General features: G+C 37.5%; 25 protein-coding genes and 1 tRNA gene. 9 read left to right on the top strand and 17 right to left on the bottom strand.

What is annotated here, in order from left to right:
* Positions 1-256 precede the first annotated feature (256 nt).
* Positions 257-499 (top strand): helix-turn-helix domain-containing protein, encoded by a 243-nt coding sequence (locus SJPD1_RS04550; protein WP_096046166.1) that lies wholly within the window; start codon positions 257-259, stop codon positions 497-499.
* Between the two features lie 28 nt (positions 500-527).
* Here the strand turns inward: SJPD1_RS04550 and SJPD1_RS04555 are convergent, their stop codons facing one another.
* Positions 528-1,238 (bottom strand): YebC/PmpR family DNA-binding transcriptional regulator, encoded by a 711-nt coding sequence (locus SJPD1_RS04555; protein ID WP_096046167.1) that lies wholly within the window; start codon positions 1,236-1,238, stop codon positions 528-530.
* Between the two features lie 121 nt (positions 1,239-1,359).
* Here SJPD1_RS04555 and SJPD1_RS04560 point away from each other — a divergent pair, with 121 nt between their 5' ends.
* The 5 genes from SJPD1_RS04560 to SJPD1_RS04580 all read left to right on the top strand — a co-directional run bounded on the left by SJPD1_RS04560 (position 1,360) and on the right by SJPD1_RS04580 (position 6,404).
* Entirely contained in the window at positions 1,360-1,956 is a 597-nt protein-coding gene (locus tag SJPD1_RS04560; protein WP_096046168.1) for a lactate utilization protein, read from the top strand.
* Between the two features lie 177 nt (positions 1,957-2,133).
* Positions 2,134-3,075 carry a TAXI family TRAP transporter solute-binding subunit gene (locus SJPD1_RS04565; protein ID WP_096046169.1) on the top strand — a complete coding sequence of 314 codons (942 nt, stop codon included), beginning with the start codon at positions 2,134-2,136 and terminating at the stop codon, positions 3,073-3,075.
* A gap of 20 nt (positions 3,076-3,095) precedes the next feature.
* Positions 3,096-5,162, top strand: coding sequence for a TRAP transporter permease (locus tag SJPD1_RS04570; RefSeq protein ID WP_096046170.1), 2,067 nt, complete (start codon positions 3,096-3,098; stop codon positions 5,160-5,162).
* Between the two features lie 11 nt (positions 5,163-5,173).
* Complete coding sequence (locus SJPD1_RS04575; RefSeq protein WP_168171319.1) at positions 5,174-5,536, top strand: DUF1850 domain-containing protein; 363 nt, start codon at positions 5,174-5,176, stop codon at positions 5,534-5,536.
* Between the two features lie 34 nt (positions 5,537-5,570).
* Positions 5,571-6,404 (top strand): YitT family protein, encoded by an 834-nt coding sequence (locus tag SJPD1_RS04580; RefSeq protein WP_226372245.1) that lies wholly within the window; start codon positions 5,571-5,573, stop codon positions 6,402-6,404.
* On the opposite strand, the gene SJPD1_RS04585 is transcribed toward SJPD1_RS04580, so the two are convergent.
* The 3 genes from SJPD1_RS04585 to groES all read right to left on the bottom strand — a co-directional run bounded on the left by SJPD1_RS04585 (position 6,401) and on the right by groES (position 9,179).
* Positions 6,401-7,123: a hypothetical protein gene (locus SJPD1_RS04585; protein ID WP_226372246.1), complete on the bottom strand. Its 723-nt coding sequence runs from the start codon at positions 7,121-7,123 to the stop codon at positions 6,401-6,403. The two genes, SJPD1_RS04580 and SJPD1_RS04585, sit on opposite strands and share 4 nt — an antisense overlap.
* A gap of 122 nt (positions 7,124-7,245) precedes the next feature.
* Positions 7,246-8,886: a chaperonin GroEL gene (groL, locus tag SJPD1_RS04590; RefSeq protein ID WP_096046174.1), complete on the bottom strand. Its 1,641-nt coding sequence runs from the start codon at positions 8,884-8,886 to the stop codon at positions 7,246-7,248.
* A 26-nt stretch (positions 8,887-8,912) separates the two neighbouring features.
* A complete protein-coding gene (gene groES / locus SJPD1_RS04595) occupies positions 8,913-9,179 on the bottom strand; it encodes a co-chaperone GroES (protein WP_096046175.1) in 267 nt (88 codons plus the stop codon).
* Between the two features lie 211 nt (positions 9,180-9,390).
* Between groES and SJPD1_RS04600 the strand changes: the two genes are divergently transcribed.
* Positions 9,391-9,467: transfer RNA gene (locus tag SJPD1_RS04600), tRNA-Met, on the top strand.
* 170 nt (positions 9,468-9,637) lie between these two features.
* Here the strand turns inward: SJPD1_RS04600 and SJPD1_RS04605 are convergent.
* From SJPD1_RS04605 to SJPD1_RS14500, 8 genes are all read right to left on the bottom strand, one after another.
* Positions 9,638-9,949: a topoisomerase DNA-binding C4 zinc finger domain-containing protein gene (locus SJPD1_RS04605; protein ID WP_138070102.1), complete on the bottom strand. Its 312-nt coding sequence runs from the start codon at positions 9,947-9,949 to the stop codon at positions 9,638-9,640.
* 21 nt (positions 9,950-9,970) lie between these two features.
* The gene (locus tag SJPD1_RS14875) at positions 9,971-11,008 is read right to left on the bottom strand and encodes a DUF4214 domain-containing protein (RefSeq protein ID WP_096046177.1); all 1,038 of its coding nucleotides are present in this window, start codon (positions 11,006-11,008) and stop codon (positions 9,971-9,973) included.
* Between the two features lie 156 nt (positions 11,009-11,164).
* Positions 11,165-11,704: an antirestriction protein ArdA gene (locus SJPD1_RS04615; protein WP_096046178.1), complete on the bottom strand. Its 540-nt coding sequence runs from the start codon at positions 11,702-11,704 to the stop codon at positions 11,165-11,167.
* A gap of 69 nt (positions 11,705-11,773) precedes the next feature.
* Entirely contained in the window at positions 11,774-12,274 is a 501-nt protein-coding gene (locus tag SJPD1_RS04620; protein WP_096046179.1) for a hypothetical protein, read from the bottom strand.
* Complete coding sequence (locus SJPD1_RS04625; protein WP_096046180.1) at positions 12,274-12,843, bottom strand: hypothetical protein; 570 nt, start codon at positions 12,841-12,843, stop codon at positions 12,274-12,276. Before SJPD1_RS04625 ends, SJPD1_RS04620 begins: the two co-directional genes overlap by 1 nt.
* A complete protein-coding gene (locus SJPD1_RS04630; protein WP_096046181.1) occupies positions 12,840-13,148 on the bottom strand; it encodes a DUF2958 domain-containing protein in 309 nt (102 codons plus the stop codon). Before SJPD1_RS04630 ends, SJPD1_RS04625 begins: the two co-directional genes overlap by 4 nt.
* Positions 13,145-13,447, bottom strand: coding sequence for a hypothetical protein (locus tag SJPD1_RS04635; protein WP_096046182.1), 303 nt, complete (start codon positions 13,445-13,447; stop codon positions 13,145-13,147). Before SJPD1_RS04635 ends, SJPD1_RS04630 begins: the two co-directional genes overlap by 4 nt.
* A gap of 258 nt (positions 13,448-13,705) precedes the next feature.
* Positions 13,706-13,861: a hypothetical protein gene (locus SJPD1_RS14500; protein WP_167749302.1), complete on the bottom strand. Its 156-nt coding sequence runs from the start codon at positions 13,859-13,861 to the stop codon at positions 13,706-13,708.
* Between the two features lie 260 nt (positions 13,862-14,121).
* Here SJPD1_RS14500 and SJPD1_RS04640 point away from each other — a divergent pair, with 260 nt between their 5' ends.
* On the top strand, positions 14,122-15,456 hold the full coding sequence (locus SJPD1_RS04640; RefSeq protein ID WP_096046183.1) for a peptidoglycan-binding protein: 1,335 nt from the start codon (positions 14,122-14,124) through the stop codon (positions 15,454-15,456).
* A gap of 99 nt (positions 15,457-15,555) precedes the next feature.
* Complete coding sequence (locus SJPD1_RS04645) at positions 15,556-16,209, top strand: hypothetical protein (protein ID WP_096046184.1); 654 nt, start codon at positions 15,556-15,558, stop codon at positions 16,207-16,209.
* 279 nt (positions 16,210-16,488) lie between these two features.
* Here the strand turns inward: SJPD1_RS04645 and SJPD1_RS04650 are convergent, their stop codons facing one another.
* The 5 genes from SJPD1_RS04650 to SJPD1_RS04670 all read right to left on the bottom strand — a co-directional run bounded on the left by SJPD1_RS04650 (position 16,489) and on the right by SJPD1_RS04670 (position 19,880).
* Entirely contained in the window at positions 16,489-17,346 is an 858-nt protein-coding gene (locus SJPD1_RS04650) for a hypothetical protein (protein WP_096046185.1), read from the bottom strand.
* Complete coding sequence (locus SJPD1_RS04655) at positions 17,339-17,815, bottom strand: hypothetical protein (protein WP_096046186.1); 477 nt, start codon at positions 17,813-17,815, stop codon at positions 17,339-17,341. The genes SJPD1_RS04650 and SJPD1_RS04655 overlap by 8 nt, the downstream gene beginning before the upstream one ends.
* Before the next feature lie 4 nt (positions 17,816-17,819).
* Positions 17,820-18,023 carry a DNA-binding protein gene (locus tag SJPD1_RS04660; RefSeq protein WP_096046187.1) on the bottom strand — a complete coding sequence of 68 codons (204 nt, stop codon included), beginning with the start codon at positions 18,021-18,023 and terminating at the stop codon, positions 17,820-17,822.
* Positions 18,024-18,180: 157 nt separating this feature from the next.
* Positions 18,181-18,771 (bottom strand): hypothetical protein, encoded by a 591-nt coding sequence (locus SJPD1_RS04665; RefSeq protein ID WP_096046188.1) that lies wholly within the window; start codon positions 18,769-18,771, stop codon positions 18,181-18,183.
* A complete protein-coding gene (locus SJPD1_RS04670; protein ID WP_096046189.1) occupies positions 18,768-19,880 on the bottom strand; it encodes a tyrosine-type recombinase/integrase in 1,113 nt (370 codons plus the stop codon). The genes SJPD1_RS04665 and SJPD1_RS04670 overlap by 4 nt, the downstream gene beginning before the upstream one ends.
* Positions 19,881-19,904 lie beyond the last annotated feature (24 nt).

Raw genomic sequence — 19,904 nt, forward strand, 5'->3', positions numbered from 1 at the left:
TTCTATATATTGCTAATAAACCTAATAATTATAAAAGATGTTAAAATTCCTATTTGTATTGAGATTCCCTTGAAAATTCAAAATAACTAAACAATGATAGAATAAGAATTGATTAAAAATTAATACTATGAGTATTGTAAGCCAATACAAAAAATACATCAATGTCCCATGGGACATTGATGCAAAAGAGTTATCAAAGTAAACTCATAAAAAAGTCACCCTATGTCAGGAACTGTTTAGAAAGAGCAAGAAGGTCATGAATTCATATGATGCTGAAGCAATTCATGCTCAAATACGCCATAATGTAAAGCTATTGAGAGAAAAAAGAGGTAAAAGTCAGCTTGAGATGGCTTTGGCGATTGGACATTCTTCAGCAGCATTTTATGCCAAGGCGGAGCTTGGTATCCAGCATAAAAAATTTAATGTTGAGCACTTATGTAAAATTGCCAATGTATTGGAAGTCGATATTCGTGATTTTTTTGAAAATATGGAGGAGTAGGGCTTTACATGTAAAGCCCTTGGAAAGGTTATCCGATGTTGGTATAAACGGCTTGTACGTCGTCATCATCTTCGATTTTTTCGATGATTTTTTCGACATCAACCATTTGTTCTTCCGTAAAGGTGATAGGTGTGTTTGCAATGCGCTCTAGGTTTGCTTTGGTTAAGCTAATTCCAAGACGATCAAATGCGGCTGAAAGTGTTCCAAAATTGGTGTAGTCAGCATAAACAAGTACCACGCCATCTTCTTCCTCAATCTCTTCAAGACCTGCATCAATCAGTTCAAGTTCTAATTCTTCAATGTCCATATTTGCAGTCTTAGCAAACTCAAAAACAGCCTTACGAGAGAACATAAACTCCAATGAGCCGTTATTAAGCATCTCACCGCCCGCTTTTTTAAAGGCACTTTTGATGTTAGCGACTGAGCGAGTATTGTTGTCCGTTGCACACTCGACAAAAAAGAGTGAACCATGCGGTCCTTTGCCTTCAAACGTAACTTCATTCAGGGTCTGTGCATCTTTGCCAAGCGCTCGTTTAATCGCGGCATCGATGTTATCTTTAGGCATATTTTCCGCTTTAGCATTGAGGATAGCTGTGCGGAGTTTTGCATTACTCTCAGGGTCTCCACCGCCTTCTTTAGCCGCCATCATGATCGTACGGCCCAGTCTTGGAAATACGCGTGACATATTTCCCCATCGTTTCATTTTCGCTGCTTTTCGGTATTCAAACGCTCTTCCCATAGGGGTCAATTCCTTGTATGATATTCTAAATAGTGCATTATTATAGCTTGTTTAACCCTTGTTTAAAATAAGAGTTTTTTCTATAATGCTTCAGCACTTCATGCATTCAAAGGATAGTAGAATGGAAAATCTCAAAAAAATTTACATGAAACATGGGTTTGAACTCATTTGTGTTCCCACAAAAGAGGAAGCACTTAGTGTTGCGATGAGTTTCATTAAACCGCATATGAGTATAGGTTTGGGTGGATCAACGACAGTGAAAGAGGTAGGTTTGTACGATCATGTTACTTCTCGTAAGGATATTACACTTTTTAATCAGTACGAATCTGGAATTAGTATGGAAGAGAATAGCAATCGTAGACACAAAGGAATACTGGCTGACTTGTATATTACGAGTACAAACGCACTGACTAAAAACGGTGAGCTTGTCAATGCCGATGGCAGTGGAAACCGAGTCGCAGCACAGATTTTTGGACCTAAAAAGGTGTTAATTATCGCAGGAATCAATAAACTGGTTGAAAATGTGGAAGAGGGCTTTAAGCGTATTCATGATGTGGCAAGTCCTAAGAATATTGAACGTATCAATAATCTTGCCATTAGCATGGGAAAAGAACCTCGCTATAACATCAATAATATTGGTAAAAAATTCACGTATATCAATGGTGATGATGAAGGTCGTACCACGATTATTTTAGTGGATGAAGTGCTTGGCTATTAAAATGTTTCTATACGAAGTATTTTACATATACTAAACGGGTATTTTTGTTAGATTCTCCAAGGAAATTTGCATTAACGTAAAATTATAAGAAGTTTATTAAGCTCCTATCGTTAGCATAAGACAAATAGGGCTTAATAACTCATTTTTGTAATATTAAAATTTCATAAGGAGTCATCAATGAGAAGATCACTTTTAGTAAGTGCAGCAGCGGTGTGTCTTGGGGCATCTCTCTATGGGGCAGAGTTTATCAACGTTTTGACGGGTGGAACAAGCGGTATTTACTATCCCCTCGGTGTTGCGCTTTCGCAAATGTATGCTAAAGCAATTCCCGATTCTAAAACAGCGGTTCAAGCGACAAAAGCCAGTGTTGAAAACCTCAATCTCCTTCAAGCAGGGCGCGGTGAAGTTGCGATCTCTTTAGGCGACTCTTTTTCGGATGCGTACAAAGGTGATGCCGATGCTGGTTTTAAAGCTCCCCTTTCTAAACTTCGTACTATTAGTGCTTTATATCCTAACTACATTCACTTTGTTGCAGCAGCCGATTCGGGTATTAAATCGTTTGCAGACATTAAAGGAAAACGTATCTCTGTGGGTGCACCAAAATCAGGTACCGCATTAAATTCTAAAAAGATTTTAGAAGCTGCAGGGATTAAATACGAAGATTTTTCTAAAGTTGAGTACCTCTCCTATGCTGAGTCTGTAGAACTTATGAAAAACAGACAACTGGATGTCACTTTACTCTCATCAGGTGCGGGTGTTGCAGCCCTTCGTGATCTTGCAACTTCACAAAAAGTCGTCTTTTTGAGTATTCCTGAAGAGATCGTAAAAAAAATTGACGATCCTGCATATCAAGTAGGCATTATTCCCGCCAATACCTATGAAGGTCAAACAAGCGATGTTCAAACTATTTCTGTTCAAAATTTCCTTGTAACTCATTCAGGGGTGTCTGAAAAAACGGTTTATACCATGACAAAAACAATGTTTGAAAACTTAGACCAGATGGTAGCAGCACATGCCGCAGCTAAAGGAATTAGTCTTGCGAATGCGGCTAAAAATCCTCCTGCACCTTTGCATCCCGGTGCTGAGAAATACTACAAAGAGATGGAAATTATTAAATAAAAATTGTTGAAGGAATCAGTATGTCTGCCTTAGTAACCGAAGAAGTTCACGAAGATACTTCCGATTTTGAAGAGCACGGTCACCAACGCCAACTTATAGGCTGGGCATCACGGCTAGTGATGTTTGGTGCGCTCACATTTTCTGCCTATCAGATATCTGTTGCAGCATTTCATCCGTTTTCGAGTTTGATTATTAGAGCTTTACATGTAAGCTTTTTGATGTTTCTTATCTTTATGCTTTATCCCGCTACTTCAAAGGGACGTACACAAAAAAGTATCCCTTGGTATGACCTTTTACTCGCACTTCTTGGGTTTGCGCTTGGTTTTTACCATTTGGTTTTTGAAGCAGACCTCATTGAGCGTTCAGGCGATCCGACAACCGCCGATCTCGTCGTTGCAACACTCGCTTCACTGTTGGTATTTGAAGCGGCACGCCGTGTAGTGGGGTTTGCTTTAACGCTGGTGTGTGGACTTTTTTTGGCATATGGATTTTTTGGGCAGTATTTGCCTCTTTCCATTGCACACCGTGGATTTGGTTTTGATCAAATTGTGAGTCAACTCTACCTTGGAAGCGATGGCATTTTAGGGACACCTACATTGGTTTCTGCTACCTATATCTTTTTGTTCATTCTTTTTGGCACATTTTTGGAAAATGCGGGCATGATTCGTCTTTTTAATGCGCTTGCTCTTGGACTCGTAGGTCGCGCACAAGGAGGACCTGCAAAGGTTGCCGTTATCTCTTCTGGACTTATGGGGACCATTTCAGGCTCAGGTGTTGCCAACGTCTTAACCGTAGGGCAATTTACAATTCCATTGATGAAGCGCTTTGGCTATAGCTCCGTTTTTTCGGGTGCGGTTGAAGCGACTTCCTCCATGGGTGGACAGATTATGCCTCCGGTTATGGGTGCAGTTGCCTTTATTATGGCAGAGACGTTGAATGTAGCATATTCGGACATTGTTATGGCGGCGATTATTCCTGCTATGTTGTATTATTTTACCGCTTTTTGGATGGTTCATCTTGAAGCAGGACGTTTAAAGCTTTTAGGAATTCCTGCCGATCAATGCCCAAATCCTTGGAAAGAACTCAAAGCAAGCTGGTATTTAGCGCTACCTTTGGCAGCATTGGTTTATATGCTTTTTCATGGTTTTACACCGATGTTTGCAGGTATGATGGGCTTGACACTCACTTCGGTGTTAATCTTAGGCGCGGCTCTTGCCGCCCGCATTTCTCAAGTTGCATTGCGTTATGTCTTTTGGATCGCCATTGCCCTTGGAGCATCAACCTTTTTACAATGGGGCATTGTTCCAGTTTTAGGTGTGATTGCTCTTTTGGTTGTCCTTAACTTTGTGGTTCAAGGGGGGCGTGATACGCTTCGTACCATGAAAACGGCACTGGTTGATGGTGCAAAACAAGCATTGGGCGTGGGAATCGCTTGTGCAATTGTCGGTGTCATCATCGGTGTTTTAACCCTTACGGGTGCTGCATCAAACTTTGCAGGGTTTATTCTTGAAATTGGAGAAAAAAGCCTCTTTCTTTCATTGCTTTTAACGATGGTGGCGTGTTTGATCCTAGGTATGGGCATTCCAACCATTCCTAACTACATTATCACCAGTTCTATCGCGGCACCCGCACTTTTAAAACTGGGTGTTCCTCTTATCGTCAGTCATATGTTTGTCTTTTACTTTGGTATTATGGCAGACCTTACCCCTCCCGTCGCCCTTGCCGCTTTTGCCGCTGCTTCCATTGCGAAAGCTTCTGCTATGAAAATTGGCTTTAAAGCAACACAAATAGCCATTGCAGGGTTTGTTGTGCCGTTTATGGCGGTGTATGATCCTGCTTTAATGCTTCAAGGTGATCCAACGATTATGGCTGTGGTGTATATTGTTATCAAAGCTTTGCTGGCGATTTATCTTTGGGGTTGCGCGGCGATTGGATATCTGTGGTCACCTCTGCATGTGTATGAGCGTGTGATAGCCGCATGTACGGCGGCGCTCTTGGTAGCGGCACTCCCTGCAACGGATGAAGCTGGATTTGCGTTAGGATTCCTATTTATTGCATGGAATTGGTGGAAAAATCGTAAACGATGATGGCTTTATGTATGAGTTCAGGAGCAGTTACGGTGACACTGTTCCTGAACTCTTTTACCCTTGCATGGATGCATTCCGTTGAGAAGATTCGTTGGGAAGAGCAGTGGAGAATAGAAGGAAACTCTTTACATGTAATCTCTGCAAGTATCCGTGGAAGTGGGGCAGGGATGGAACCACCGCTAGATTCTATCTTCAAAGAAGGTGCTTGGCACTACACGCCTCATGTTCCACCCCAAAAAGAACTTAGACTTGCCCATTCACCTTTTACCAAAGAGTATGAACTCTGCTTTGATGAGCGATGTACCCCTTTAAATGAGTTTTTTACTTCGCTTCCTCAAATCGACCCTATTGTTCTTGAAGCCTGCGAACGCTAGAATACCGCCACTTTTTATTTGTAAGGCAGTTTTTGTGAAATCAGAATTTAAAAATTACAGTTATATCTTTTTAGGCTCACTTTTTTTGAGCTTTGGCGTAGTCTCTTTATTTATTCCCAATGCGTTAGTAACGGGTGGAACATCGGGTATGGCGCTTTTGGGGCACTATATTTTTCAACTCCCAGTAGGTGTGTTGATGGTGGCGATTAACGTACCACTGTTGTTCTTAGGCACCAAATATTTTGGCAAACACTTTACGGTTCGAAGTATCATTGCCATTGGGTTTACCTCTTTGTGTATTGACTTCATGGTAGAGTATTTACATGTAAGTGCTCTCAGCCATGATGTGATTTTGGCGGCTATCTTTGGTGGTATTGCGGTGGGTATTGGCTTAGGATTTATTTTAAGTGGCCATGCTTCAGCAGGTGGATCGACTATCATTGCTAAAATTGTGGCATCCAAAACGAGTATCAAAGCCTCATCGGTGATGTTTTTTATCGATATGCTGATTATTCTCTCTATTGCATTGATCTCCCAAAATATAGACCTAGCCCTTTGGAGTATGGTGAGTATTTATATTAGTGCTAAAAGTATCGACATGTTTTTAACGCGTGGCCCTTCTAAAAAAGTAGTTCATATCGTCTCCACAAAAATCGAAGAGCTCTGTGCAGAGATCGTACTGCATTTAGGCAAAAATGGCACCATTGTGGAAGGTGATGGTATCTATGCGCATGAAAATAAACGTATGATCTTTTTGGTGGTGGAAAATCATAAAATTCCAACGCTTAAAGAATTGATTCAAAAAGTGGATAACGAGGCATTTATGGTCGTGATGGAAGCATCAGAACTATTGGGGCGTGGACACTAAAACTTACTTTTAATGTTAATACTAAACTGGTCACTCTGCTTATCAATCCCTGTTTTATCGTACGACAAACCAAGGTTGAGTCCTTTGGCAATTTCATTAAGTTGAAAGTTGCTGTAAATACCCGTGTAGGAAAGATTTGTTTGCACCTCATTGGCGATAACATAGCGAGAACCTAGCGTAATGTCTTTTCGAGGCGAATAGTTGACATCAACAGCATAGGCAGCGGTATTGGGTGTGTAATTGTTGGAGCTGAGCACTGAAGAGGTTGGCAAAAGGTGGTCTTTCCCCTCTAGGTCACCGTTGGCACCGCGAGCACCACTCAACACTTTAGAGTAGGCGATATAGCTCCCAAAATTCTCATAATTCATTTGCGCTTTGGTTCCAAATGCGTTGGTTGTTTCAAAACCACCTTGCATCAAACTTTGACGGTAGGTGTCAGCATAATAGTTAGCACTCAGTTTATACCCAATATCTTCGGTATTTCCATGGTAAAGAGCTTCTGTGTAGTAGATCGTATTATCGGTACTAGTTTGATGTGTTTCTGTGGCAAAGGATTGGGTAGCAACTTCCAATTTTAATCCCCCAATCGGAGCTGTTTGATAATGAAAAAGAATTTTTTGTGTTTTGGTGCTCGAAAAGGGTGTCTCTTCCTCTTCATCACCTTCTTTGTAATTAGAGCTAATTTTATGGGTAAGATTGCCATCTAAGAGAGCATCCATAAGCGAATCTGCTGCGAAAAGGGAATGAGATAAAATGATGAGAAGGAAAGTGGATTTTTTCATGGTATGATAAAGCGTAAAGTCACCGAAATGACTTTACATGTAAAGCAGGAGGGAATGAATTACATCATTCCGCCCATGCCTCCCATTCCGCCCATGCCACTCATATCTGGCATTGCAGGAGCTTTGTCCTCTTTCGCATTGGTAATCGTAGCTTCTGTTGTCAAGAGTAGACTTGCGACAGAAACTGCGTTTTGAAGCGCAATACGTGAAACTTTAACAGGATCAACAATACCTGCTTCAAACATATCAACATACTCGCCTGTTGCTGCATTAAAGCCATAGTTTGCTTTGTTGCTGACAAGAACGTTATTTGCCACAACGCCAGCATCAAAGCCTGCATTTTCAGCAATTTGTTTCAAAGGTGCTTTAAGAGCACGTGTAACGATGTCAGCGCCGATGGCTTCATCACCACTGAGGTTCAGTTTGATTTTGGCGTTTGCAAGTAAGAATGCAGAACCACCACCCACGACGATACCTTCTTCAACCGCTGCTTTGGTTGCTGAGAGTGCATCATCGACACGGTCTTTTTTCTCTTTCATCTCTGTCTCCGTTGAAGCACCCACTTTAATGACCGCAACACCGCCGCTGAGTTTTGCTAAACGCTCTTGGAGTTTTTCTTTATCATAATCACTACTGGTTTCCGCAATTTGCGCTTTGATTTGTCCAACACGAGCGTCAATGCGAGCTTTTTCACCATTGCCATTGACGATGGTTGTGTTGTCTTTATCGATCACAATGCGCGCTGCTTGACCAAGATCTGCTAATGTAGCCGCCTCAAGTGTGCGTCCTAGCTCTTCACTGATGACTTCACCACCACTGATAATCGCAATGTCTTCAAGCATTGCTTTTCTTCGATCACCAAAACCTGGAGCTTTAACCGCAGCAATATTTAAAACACCTCTTAGTTTGTTAACAACGAGAGTTGCCAACGCTTCACCGTCAATGTCTTCAGCGATGATCAGAAGTGGTTTACCTGTTTTTTGAACTTGCTCAAGGACTGGGAGAAGGTCTTTAAGGTTAGAAACTTTTTTGTCAAACAATAAAATAAATGGATGCTCTAAAACGGTTTGCATTTTCTCTGGGTTGGTAACAAAATAAGGAGAGAGGTAACCACGGTCAAACTGCATACCCTCAACAACGTCTAACTCGTCTTGGATACCTTTGGCTTCTTCAACGGTAATAACGCCGTCTTTGCCCACTTTTTCCATAGCTTCAGCGATCAATTCACCGATAACTGTGTCAGAGTTGGCAGAAATCGTTGCAACTTGTGCGATCTCTTTTTTGTCTTTAACAGCTTTTGCCATTTTTTTAAGCTCAGCGATGATCGCTTCAGCCGCTTTGTCCATACCACGTTTGACTTCAACTGGGTTTGCACCTGCAGTGATATTTCTAAGACCTTCTTTAAAAATAGCATGTGCTAAAACCGTTGCAGTCGTTGTACCATCACCTGCTTGATCAGCCGTTTTAGAAGCAACTTCTTTGACCAGTTGTGCGCCCATATTTTCAATCGTATCTTTAAGCTCAACTTCTTTTGCCACAGAAACACCATCTTTTGTAATGCTTGGAGCGCCAAAGCTTTTTTGAATGAGAACATTGCGACCACGTGGTCCCATTGTAACTTTTACAGCATCATTAAGTTTTTTAACACCTTCATAGAGTGCATTACGTGCAGTATCTGAAAATAGAATATCTTTTGCCATGTTTATTTCCTTTGTCTAGTGATTGATTATAAAACGCCTAAAAGGTCGTCAATGTTCATTACAAGGTATGTTTTACCATCTATGGTAAGCTCAGTACCAGCATATTTAGCAAATACTACTTTATCACCAACTGAAACAAGACCTTTCTCTGCAATTTTTGGACTTATCGCTCTAACAATACCGCTTAGAGGTTTTTCCTTAGCATTGTCAGGGATGATAATACCAGAAGCAGTGGTAGTCGCTTCTTCGATTCTTTCAAGAAGCACTCTTTTTCCTAATGGTTTGAAAGTCATTTGTATGTCCTTTTAACTAAAATTTTTAGCACTCGTTTGTTTTGAGTGACAAAATTTTACACAAATATAGTAAAAAAGTCAAGAAAAAAGAGCTTAACGTTTAGTCCTATATACTCAATGTTTTTTAATTTTTTGCATGTTCTTAGAATGGGGCTATAATTAACCAAAGTATAAGTTTGATGACTATATAATGCCAACCTCTTTTAACCATGTCAAGGTAGCTCAGCTGGTTAGAGCGCTGGTCTCATAAGCCGGAGGTCGAGGGTTCGAGTCCCTCTCTTGACACCACTCCTAAACCCCTAAAATACGATGTTTTAATCAAATAATCAACTAATAAAAATCTTTAAGCTTTGTTCGGGACATACTTTGGGACATACTTTTGAGATTTTTTCTTGCAGTATTGGGTTGGGTATAGTATTGCAAAAAATATATTTAAACTACTTGGAATGACCCCACATTTATGGAAATTCAATTCTGATGTTTTCTGTATATTTGCATTTATATTCTTTTTTTGAAAAATTAGAACAGCCTAAAAATTCTCCACCATCACTTTTGCGATTTCGTTTAACTAAAAAGCCACCACACTTAGGACAAGCTTTTTGTGTATTAGTACATGCTTTATTGCTACAATGGTATTTTTTATCATTTTCAACAAAATACATTTTCCCTTCCCTGCAGGCTGTACAAAGAATTATATCAATAGTATAAGTACATCCTATTGATGCAAAAGCACTACATGCTAAAAACTCTTTTCCTTGCTCAAAGGACAAACTATTTTGCTTAATTCTATTTTAGTTAACCCACATTGTATATTCAATGCCATTGCCAATTAGTGAAATTACATTTGCTTGATTCTCAGCACTCTCACTAAAAGAGGCTAGTACACCAGCTCTATGACTAATATCATTTTGGCTTAGTTCGTTTAGCCAGTAATTCATACCTCCATCATCAGGAGCTCTATTTAGTATGTTGTTGTATAGAAGTGTTACAAATGTGCTATTAGATGCATTAGTGCCATACATACTTTGAAATTCTGTACTTGCCAAAAATGAACTAGCTACATTTTGTAAAGATGTTCCACTGTTCATAGCGCTTATCCAATACCCAAGTCCTGCTTTATCTGGCGTTCTATCAAATGCAGCTTGATATAGTCTGTAAGCTTGAGCCTCGATACCTGTTGTGCTGTATGAAATAGATACATCATTAAACTGAAGTATTTCAATATCGAACAATGTATCATTCCCCTCTATGCCATTTATTGTAAATCCTGAGCTAGTTTTGAGAATTGAATATGAATTTTTTGCACCATGAAATACGCAAATATCATTACCATTGCCTCCATTAAGAGTATCATTACCATTGCCTCCATCAAGGATATCATTTCCATAATTACCTATTATTGTGTCGTTTCCATTGTAGCCATAAAGCTTATCGTTGTAATTAGTTCCATAAATGACATCAGCTTGACTTAATGCGTCTTGTATGAATCCACTATAGTTATTAGCACTAATATATGCATCATGGTCATAAATTGTGAATTTTGCGGAAGAAGCATTTTCATAAGTAAATATACTTTGAAAAGCTCCAAATGCAGCATCGTAGCCAAAAGGTACATATCTTATTATTGAATAATCAGCTTTATCAACTGTCAAATCTAAATAAACAGATGCATCATTTGATTTAGTTAACTTTACATGAACTTGTGTTGAGTTTTGACCTATTAAAGTTGTTTCATCCCAACCACTATTCTCACCAAATCCAAAACTATTACTTTGGCTTAAGTCAACTCCATTGCTATAAAAAGACTGGTTAAAAGATAATGTGGACATCAGAGCTCCAAATTTTAAGGTAAGGTATGAATAAAAATAGCCTATACATGTTAATTAACAGGCGAAATTTAATGATAACACAAAATTACTTTAAAGGTTAAAAGTAATTTTGCAAACGAAGCAGACAAGACTAAAATATTTGTCTGCTATTCTATTTTACCCACAATACTCAAACACATCCCCATCCACTTCAAAGTAATTCCCATCATAATCTAGCTCCCTCGCCACTCCTTCATAATCAATATGATTAGCAATAATAGGAGGAAGCTTGTCCCCTTCATAACACTCTTGAAGTAATTCATACGCCACATCCTCAAGCGTTTGGTTCTCATGAATAATCACATCATCTGCTTTTCCAATAGCATCTTCCATATCATAGGTAAACTGTTCACCGAGGAGAAATGCCACTGCTTTTTGTTGAGTAACACTCAGTTCCGATAATTTTATAATATCATCATTAGGGTCAAAAACATTATCGTACTCACCCACTTCCATAACGCTAATACCTTTCCATGAATAATCAGTGATAAATATTTCTTCATGGGTTGAGTCGGACTTACAAGCATATTCTCCTTCTTGCAATATCTCCCAAATAGCATAAGTGAGTTCTTGATTTCCAAGTGGCAAATTGATCCATTTGCCAATCAGAAAGCCATTGTTGTAGGCACTAAGGTCTGTTATAAATATTTCTAGCATTAGGTATCCTTTTTGATTTTGTTATTGATTGTAGAGCCACTGGAGAGTTTCCAATGGCTTATGAAATCGTTACGCTGCTTTATCCATGTAAGTCACTACAAAGTAGTTTATAACTGAACCAAACAAAGTTTCAATCGCTCGCTTAAGTGCTCTTGTCTCTGCCCTTGCATTCATAAAGTGCATGCCACCATTTCCCTTGAGCTCACTAAGCTCACAAATACCAAACGATTCTGATTGCCTTGAGAGTGAACCAGTAGTGATAGTGAGTACACCTAGTATTTTTGAATAAGCTGTTGTCATTTCTGCTTCTTTAATATGCCAACTGTAGCTTAGTGGTAAGCTTGAGAGTATTTTAATTAAAGCATCTCTCTTGGCTTCCCACACACCGTTGATTTGGACAAAGTCTGTTCGAGCCAATAAGTTAAACGCTTTAACTTTGGTGGTCTTGATAAGCTCTGTATCTTTTGCATCGGCGGAGAGAATAATCTCTCCTGTTTTGTAATCGATTTCTAAAATCTCTGCTTGAGCCTTTTCTTGTTGTTCGCGATAGTGTTCACTTACTTTTCCCATTAGGCTACCTCCAGTAGCGTATCATCTAGGTCTGTTATAGTGGTTCTGCGCTTATTGATTTTCAGTTTCTTGGCTTGAGATTCTTTTATCATCTCGATGGTGCAATACTGACTTATCAATTCCACATAATCGCCCGTCTTATAAGATTCTAGTAAGGCATCTGTATCGATAACCTTTTTATAAAATCCTGCTTCAATGAGTGGTTTATCGTTAATGACAGTGAGTTTGAGTTTAGATGAAGGTATTGGATTAGTGATGGTAATAGAGCTAATTCTTGTTCCCTCTAGTCTTGAAATACCATAGTCAGAAAATATCTGAGCACCAAGTGTAAGCGATATTTCTTTGGCACTTTTAAGCACATCTTTGAGGGCTCTAAGCTCTTTTACCTCTTCGTCAATACTCTGTAGCCTATCATCAATGGAAGCGATACTAAGCCCTAGATAATCACATTTACGGGTGAAGTCCTTATCGGACTCCAACACTTCTTTAAACCTCATTTTAAGCCAATCGACATTGTTTGCATTGGCACTCTCGATGTCTTTTTCTAACTGATAGCGAATGGTTTTCATAGGGTATTCCTTTGCATTAATGTTGATAGTTTGGTGGGAGAGAAATAGATATCTCGCTCAACGCTTAAACCAAGTGAGCCTTTGATACTTTGCAGTTCATCTAAACTAAAATAGCCTAGTTCCATTTCAAAGCCATCTACCAAACCAAAGAATATACGCTCCTTTGCGTCATACTCTGTGGCATACCATGTCCAAGACGAATCTGGCGTAAAGAACTTCACTAAGGCTATGGCTTCATCACCTCTGCCATCTTGAGAATACAGTGGTGGTAGTTTGGCTTCAAGCTCTTTGGTTAAGAGTTTCATACGACACCCCCTAAGCCACAATAGGTACTGTTGTTGATTGGTTCAATGCCTCTTCTTTGCAAGATGGTAACAACATCATCTTGAATGATTTCATTGAAAGATAAATCATTAAGTCCTAAGCCATACTTGGCTAAACTGTGTTCAAATATACTTGAATGTGTATCCGTAGTAGGTGCTCCAACACCTGCTACAACTTTTGGTTCAAACTTCTCATACCACCCAAACAGCTCATCCAAATACTTCTGTAAGGTCATATTCTGATACTGTTTTGGTATCAACGCTAAATCTTGTGCATGCATAGCATACGCTCCTATGATGAGATAGAGAAAATAAATTTCTCTTCATCACACTAGCTAAAATATTACTCATGATAAATATAAATGGTTTTTCAATAAGAGGTTGATTGTAGAGGGTAAGGTTTTATGTTGAGGGAGGATATTTCAAATTAATTGCAAAGCAATTATACGCTTATTTGCTTAAAGTAATATGATATCAATTATCAGTAAAGTAACTAAAGAGATGTACTATCCTTGAGCGTTTAAGTGTAGAAGGAGATATTACTCTCCCTTTACTCTTGCCTCCAAATCATCTAAGATTCGATTAGCACTGTTGTCATAAATCTTCTCGATTCTTCCTTGTGTTGGCTTTGAGCCAAACATGTATAAAACCAATAGAACAGGTGTTGCTACTAAAAGCGTGATAATAGTAAACATTGGAACTCCTTGTGATTTAATTTCATCACACTAGACAGATATATTGATGGTAAGTAATTCTTTTTATGGATGAGACCTAGAGGGGTGGGGAAACTTATGTTTTGTGACATAGGAGTATATGCCTACAAAAACTGCGTGATGTATTTTTGAAAAGATTTCTCTTTATATTAAGGATAGCTTCATACATATTGCAATAGCATTATCATCTTAGACTGACAATAATTATATGATGAGAAAATAAAATTGATAGGAATATTTGTATGTTTGACAAAATAAAGTTCTTACTCGCTATTTTATGGGGGATATTAATTTTTGCTATAGCTGTATCAGTTGAAATAGCTTGGCTTGGTTTTTTAATTGGGTCTGTTCTTGGGGTAATTCTAATGTTAATTTTTTTCCCCACAGGTTTTTTATTGCCATTTAATTTCATAATGAGTTTCGGTTTGTTTAGTGGAGCTCTTGGTTATGGACTTTTGGATGGAATGACAAAAAAATATCAGAAATATGATGAAAATATAGTTATAGATTTACCTCCTGAAAATATTCACAGTAAAATTGACAACGCCTTCATAGAAAGCAAAAAACTTCTTCAAGAAGATACAAAATATTTGAATCAAGAAAAAAATGAGAAAAGCGAACCTCTCTGTGAAATAAATCCAATCTATAATGATGATTTACGAGAAAGTGAAATAGAAAAATTACAAACAAAATTAAACGAATTTAATAACGCAAAAAAAACTCCAATTGAATGGTCTAGCGTAATGAAATCTTGGATAATTGCGATATTGATTGCTCTTTTTTTTGCGATATTGATTATTTCAACTAACAGTAAAGAATCTTTAGATAAGAAAATTGGTACAACTGATTATCAAAAACAGTCAAATTCAGAAATAGATAATAAACTAAAACAAGAGACCATAAAAGTATCTTCTGAATCTATAAGCCAAAATTATTTTAGTATTGGTTCTTCAAGAAGTCTTGTTGAAAAACTACAAGGTACACCAAAAAATATTTTAAATAACAATGAATGGGCATATCCAGAAGGCATAGTTTATTTTCAGTCTGATAAGGTTACGGGTTATTATAATAAGGGTGGATTAAAAGTTAATGACAATAATGTTAATAATAAAGAAGTAGAATATATCGAAAAAAAACCAACTTTGAAGAATGAAAATGAGATTATGTCTCTTGCTGAAACTCGTTGGTGTCAAGCCGAAAACATAAGAATTGAAGCTATTCGTGAAAAATATGGTAATCAATTTCCAAACCCTGATTTAGAAATATTTAATACATTAATAAAAAATAAAAATTCTCTCTGTAACGCAAAATCATTTATTGTTGATTTAGAACAAACAAAAGTTGAAATAGAAAAAAGAAAAACCAGTATTAAGAAAGAAGGTATAGCTAGCTTCACAAGTAAGATTGAATGTTATTCTGTTCAAGAGAAGCTAAACCAGTTTGGTTTCGATACGGGATTACCAGATGGAATTTTTGGTTCAAAAACTCGTGCAGCAATTATTTCTTTTCAAAAACAAAATGGACTTAGCACAACAGGTGTTATTGATAAAAAATTGTTAGAGGTGCTTAAAATTTAATATTCATATTGAATCACAGCGTCGCATCGCTATCGCTCTGCTCCTTGTGGTTACGGCATGAGAATTATACATAATAAAATTTTCTAAAAGGACATGAACATGAGCTTATCAATTAAGTTGTTATCTTTGGTTTTGGTATTTTTCTTTACAGGATGTATGGAAAATGTTAAAGTATTACAAATACCAAGTGATTACAAAAGTCAGTCAATGCCACTGCAAGTATGTAATATTAGCGGATTGTCTGCATCTGTGGTTTGTGATGAATTAAAGGACTATGAGTATAAAGGAAGCAGTACCTTTGTCCTTAGTATTGTAGAGAAAAGAAGATTTCCTGAAAGTCCAGCAAATAGTCGTAATATACTTGCTCTTCAAAGTGCCGCTGAAGTTAGTTTAAAATATGGATACTCTTATTTTGCATTTGACTTTCCTAGAGAAATAGCCAATACAAAAGGCAACACACTACACACTGCTGAAGAATTTATAAAAGCTTGTAATACGACAACTATAGCGTCAGATATTCTCAGTTTAAATACTTACAAGGATGGTTGTGGCATCCCGATGTCAGGGAAGCTTGTTGTAATAGCATTTACGGAAAAGCCATATCAGCTTTTTACATATGATGCTAAAGAGGTTATTGCTTATTTGAAGAAAGAAGAGAAAAGTTTTAGTATGAGTGAAAGTGATTATTATTTTTCTAACAAATGGGATATGAGTGAAAGAATTAGATTTAATATTTTTGATAATAAAAAATAACTAATTACCGTAGGCGCGGCATCCAAGCGAAGCGTAAGCGTAGTGCGGGGATGCCAAAGCCAAATGGTTATGGGTTTTGTCTTAAAATAAATATACTATATATAGAGACGAAACCTCTATGACGAAACCAGTGCCCTCACAAAGTGCCATTTTATAGGCAATGTAATAAGGTAGGTTTCGTCATGAAGAGATTTCGCCGTACAGTACATATGACGAAACTAAATGCTTTAAAACCCCCAAGTTTAGGTCTTCCACATTTCGTCATAGAAGTTATGCTCTCTACGGCGAAACTAAAACTTCTTTTTTTGGTTCAATAAGCCTTACAATATCTTTTGGTCTGCCACCACCTGTAGCTTTTACCGACTCTATAAAAAAGACTATTCCTTTAAGCGAATCAATTTCACTTTCAAGACCGGACATGCCTGATATCTTTTTGAGGTCTCTAAGGCTAATATTCGGTTCTTTCACAACAATACTTCGGATTTCACTTTCAAGCCATGATTTATCGGTGTATGTAAACTCATTGCCTGCTTGCACCATTCTATCTCTTGAGCACTGTACTATTAATTTGGAATATGTATCCGTTCTCTCAAACTTGAATAAAAAATCCATATTGGATTCAATAACATCCTCATTACCTTTAACTTTGATGCCAACAAGCGTTCCGTTCTCCCTTAGCTTAGTAGCATGAAAGATAACTATTAAAGTTGCACCTTTGTCTAGTAGCTTTTGATACATATCAAAAATACTTTGACAACCTGCATTATCGTCAGTGCTATATCCAAAGGTAAAATTTTTAAAACTATCAATAATCAAAATATGATTTGTCAAATCAATGGTTTTATCAATTAGACTTTGGATAGCTTCAGCTCGCCTGCCAAGTGGAAGATGGCTTATGTTTGGATACTTCCCCATTAGTTCTCCATTTCTATCGCCATCAAGCCAGTGGATTTGATAGTCATGAGGTTTTAAAAGAGAGTTTAGCATCTCTAAAACAAAAGTTGTTTTTCCAACTTTAGCTAAGCCATATATACCATTCAAAGCATTTAGCCTAAATGGAGTATCACAAAGAGGCGTAAACGCCTCTAGTGTGACTACATATGGTGCTAAAATACTTTTGATAGTAGGCTTACTCATTGCATATCTGTGTTTTCAACCTGTATGTCCTTGGTTGAAAGCAACTTGAGTGCTTGTTTCTAATAATTCTACTAGCCTCAGGTTTTGAAATATTAAAGGTGTCTGCATAAATATTTGACAGACTTCTTTTCTGTTTATCAACCTGTACTTGGGTTGGATTTGAGGAATTTTTACCTGTAATAACTTCGACTAGAGAAAAGTTTCCGTTATTATCAACTACAAACAAATCGCCATCTCTGCTTAGAGCATAGTCTTTAAAAAAAGTATCATTAAGTTTGATTGGCATAATGATTTCAATCGTATGCGATATGGTCTTAGCCCGTACATCACAAAACAGAGTCCCATGTTTTTTCGTTTGGTTTAAATTAGATACAATATCAGTATCAACTTTGTTCGCCATCGTTGTGACTGAAGCAGAAGCTTTTGCCAGCGATTCTGCTTCAGTATTTTCATATATATTACTATGCATATTATTATCCTTGTATTTGATGTTTTTCTAACCAACAATCAATTAAATTTCGGTCGTACCTTATATATTTTCCTCCTATCTTTGAAAAAGGTAATGTTGAGCTAGTGTTAGCCATTCTCATTTTTGCTTGTGCTGATTTTGAGAAGCCATATTCTACTTCCAACTCTTCAGGTGTTAACCATCTTTTTTGTTCTAAACTTAATGACATTTTGTGCCCCTTATGATAAATTTAGAAATCGATTCCTAGTAATCAGCGGAAACAAGGTGTTGAGCTCGTTTGTCTCCTATTGATGATGAAATTGTAATGGTTTTTTTGGAGTTGGAAAAGAGCTTATCCCTTGAGAAAATAAGGGATAAGATGTATGCTATTTAGTAGGGTTGTATCGTAGTTTTTGTATAGATTTTTTGTGCTTTAATCGTTGTCTGAGATATTCTTCTGCCGCTTCTTCATAATCGCGCATTTTGGCTCTTTCTTTTGGTGTGATGCCTATAATCTTGTCTTGTTCTTCCTGCCCCATATCGTACCACTCTTGATAGTCTTTCTCGGTTGGGACTATAACATCATCGGGTAGTGAAAGGAATATACTATTAACACTATCCTTTTGTTTTGGAGCTCGTTTGCGTATTCCTGTTGAGCTGTAAAACTTTGTCATCTGCTCCTTGCTCAATCCAGCGTTTACCAGTATTTTTTGTATCTTGCCCCATAGATTAGTTGGGTCATCAAAAGGACATGTGTCACTGATTTCTATGCCATACTCCTGCCATGCTCTACTGACGAAATTGCTATATTGCTTGACTTTTGTGCCATAAGTATCCTTGGTTATCCCATTTTGACCTAAAGCATCAATAGTTTGGTGTATTGCTCCAATTTCAGAGAGCTCCATTATGGATAATTGTCCTGCTCCGTGTGCAAAAATGTCTTCATTAATCTCTTTCAATAGTTCGTCTATACTCATGACAACAACTCTTCAATCGCCTTGTTTGCTGTAGCAGATGATTTTTTATGGTTAGCGGATAGATAAAATTGATTGACGGTATCCAAATTGGTATGCCCCAATGAAGCGCTAAGGACTGTTCCGGCAACACCGCTTTCGCCCATTGCAGAAACTAATATATGCCTAAAATAATGCATGGTAAGTTCTTTAATTTGTGATGCTTCTTTTATCTTTGCAAGTTGTTTTTTAGGGGTAAAGAGTTCCTTATTTGTTATCGGTGATTCAAAAACTAAACCACTGTGGCTTTTGATATGTGATAAAGCTTCTGCAATTGGAGTGGGTAAATCATAAGTTTGGTCAATGCTTATTTTATTATTATCAGCTCTAATGGTATATGTATTATCTAAGAAGTTTATATCTGTCCATTTCAGAGTTCTAATTTCATTCCATCTTCTACCATAAAGGGCAAAGAGAAATAGAGCACGATAAAAAGCATCATCTTCATAAAGCGCAAAAATCGTTTTATAGAGGAGTGCTAATTTTGTACCGGCATCACTAACAATCTTTTTTTGGCGATTTTGCTTTGGGATATTAATTTTAGGCATATCACTAATTACTTTGTTGTCTATCGCATATTGTAAAACTGGCTTAAGTGATTGCATAAGAACTTTTTTAATTGTTCTTGGGCTACATCCATTAGCAGTTTGTTTTGAGTGTCCTTTTGTCTCCATTTCTTTGCGTAGCCTATCAATGTCAAGGATTTTTATATCTTTAATTTTCTTTTTGCCTATACCTTTGCGACAATAAAGATTGTAAGCATTTAATCTTTCATTCGTCCAATCAGCCTTGCCATTGCATACAGTCTCAAAATAAATATCTGCTACTACATTTAAAGGGCTATTCTCTGTAAAGCTAACTTTTAAACCTATATCTTTTTCATATTCCTCAGCAAGGCATTTTTTTGCCATAGATATTCTTGTTCTTTTGTCCCAATCCCTAGATGTAAAGTCTAAAGCAATTTGTTTTAGCTTATTGTTTTTTTTGAAATTTATATAGAATTTAGTGAAATCACTATTTGCTCTTAACCCTTTGTCTACAATGTTCACAAATTGGCTTCTATCTACTGCCATTTAAACTCCTTTTTTGGGACATAC

It is taken from the genome of Sulfurospirillum diekertiae (genome assembly GCF_002309535.1).
Lineage (GTDB): Bacteria > Campylobacterota > Campylobacteria > Campylobacterales > Sulfurospirillaceae > Sulfurospirillum > Sulfurospirillum diekertiae.

Bases quoted from the DNA above. Each gene is read 5' to 3' on its own strand.
- SJPD1_RS04550 (WP_096046166.1), top strand. From the start codon at position 257: ATGAATTCATATGATGCTGAAGCAATTCATGCTCAAATACGCCATAAT.
- SJPD1_RS04555 (WP_096046167.1), bottom strand. From the start codon at position 1,238: ATGGGAAGAGCGTTTGAATACCGAAAAGCAGCGAAAATGAAACGATGG.
- SJPD1_RS04560 (WP_096046168.1), top strand. From the start codon at position 1,360: ATGGAAAATCTCAAAAAAATTTACATGAAACATGGGTTTGAACTCATT.
- SJPD1_RS04565 (WP_096046169.1), top strand. From the start codon at position 2,134: ATGAGAAGATCACTTTTAGTAAGTGCAGCAGCGGTGTGTCTTGGGGCA.
- SJPD1_RS04570 (WP_096046170.1), top strand. From the start codon at position 3,096: ATGTCTGCCTTAGTAACCGAAGAAGTTCACGAAGATACTTCCGATTTT.
- SJPD1_RS04575 (WP_168171319.1), top strand. From the start codon at position 5,174: ATGAGTTCAGGAGCAGTTACGGTGACACTGTTCCTGAACTCTTTTACC.
- SJPD1_RS04585 (WP_226372246.1), bottom strand. From the start codon at position 7,123: ATGGATGCTCTCTTAGATGGCAATCTTACCCATAAAATTAGCTCTAAT.
- groL (WP_096046174.1), bottom strand. From the start codon at position 8,886: ATGGCAAAAGATATTCTATTTTCAGATACTGCACGTAATGCACTCTAT.
- groES (WP_096046175.1), bottom strand. From the start codon at position 9,179: ATGACTTTCAAACCATTAGGAAAAAGAGTGCTTCTTGAAAGAATCGAA.
- SJPD1_RS14875 (WP_096046177.1), bottom strand. From the start codon at position 11,008: ATGTCCACATTATCTTTTAACCAGTCTTTTTATAGCAATGGAGTTGAC.
- SJPD1_RS04615 (WP_096046178.1), bottom strand. From the start codon at position 11,704: ATGCTAGAAATATTTATAACAGACCTTAGTGCCTACAACAATGGCTTT.
- SJPD1_RS04620 (WP_096046179.1), bottom strand. From the start codon at position 12,274: ATGGGAAAAGTAAGTGAACACTATCGCGAACAACAAGAAAAGGCTCAA.
- SJPD1_RS04625 (WP_096046180.1), bottom strand. From the start codon at position 12,843: ATGAAAACCATTCGCTATCAGTTAGAAAAAGACATCGAGAGTGCCAAT.
- SJPD1_RS04630 (WP_096046181.1), bottom strand. From the start codon at position 13,148: ATGAAACTCTTAACCAAAGAGCTTGAAGCCAAACTACCACCACTGTAT.
- SJPD1_RS04635 (WP_096046182.1), bottom strand. From the start codon at position 13,447: ATGCATGCACAAGATTTAGCGTTGATACCAAAACAGTATCAGAATATG.
- SJPD1_RS14500 (WP_167749302.1), bottom strand. From the start codon at position 13,861: ATGTTTACTATTATCACGCTTTTAGTAGCAACACCTGTTCTATTGGTT.
- SJPD1_RS04640 (WP_096046183.1), top strand. From the start codon at position 14,122: ATGTTTGACAAAATAAAGTTCTTACTCGCTATTTTATGGGGGATATTA.
- SJPD1_RS04645 (WP_096046184.1), top strand. From the start codon at position 15,556: ATGAGCTTATCAATTAAGTTGTTATCTTTGGTTTTGGTATTTTTCTTT.
- SJPD1_RS04650 (WP_096046185.1), bottom strand. From the start codon at position 17,346: ATGAGTAAGCCTACTATCAAAAGTATTTTAGCACCATATGTAGTCACA.
- SJPD1_RS04655 (WP_096046186.1), bottom strand. From the start codon at position 17,815: ATGCATAGTAATATATATGAAAATACTGAAGCAGAATCGCTGGCAAAA.
- SJPD1_RS04660 (WP_096046187.1), bottom strand. From the start codon at position 18,023: ATGTCATTAAGTTTAGAACAAAAAAGATGGTTAACACCTGAAGAGTTG.
- SJPD1_RS04665 (WP_096046188.1), bottom strand. From the start codon at position 18,771: ATGAGTATAGACGAACTATTGAAAGAGATTAATGAAGACATTTTTGCA.
- SJPD1_RS04670 (WP_096046189.1), bottom strand. From the start codon at position 19,880: ATGGCAGTAGATAGAAGCCAATTTGTGAACATTGTAGACAAAGGGTTA.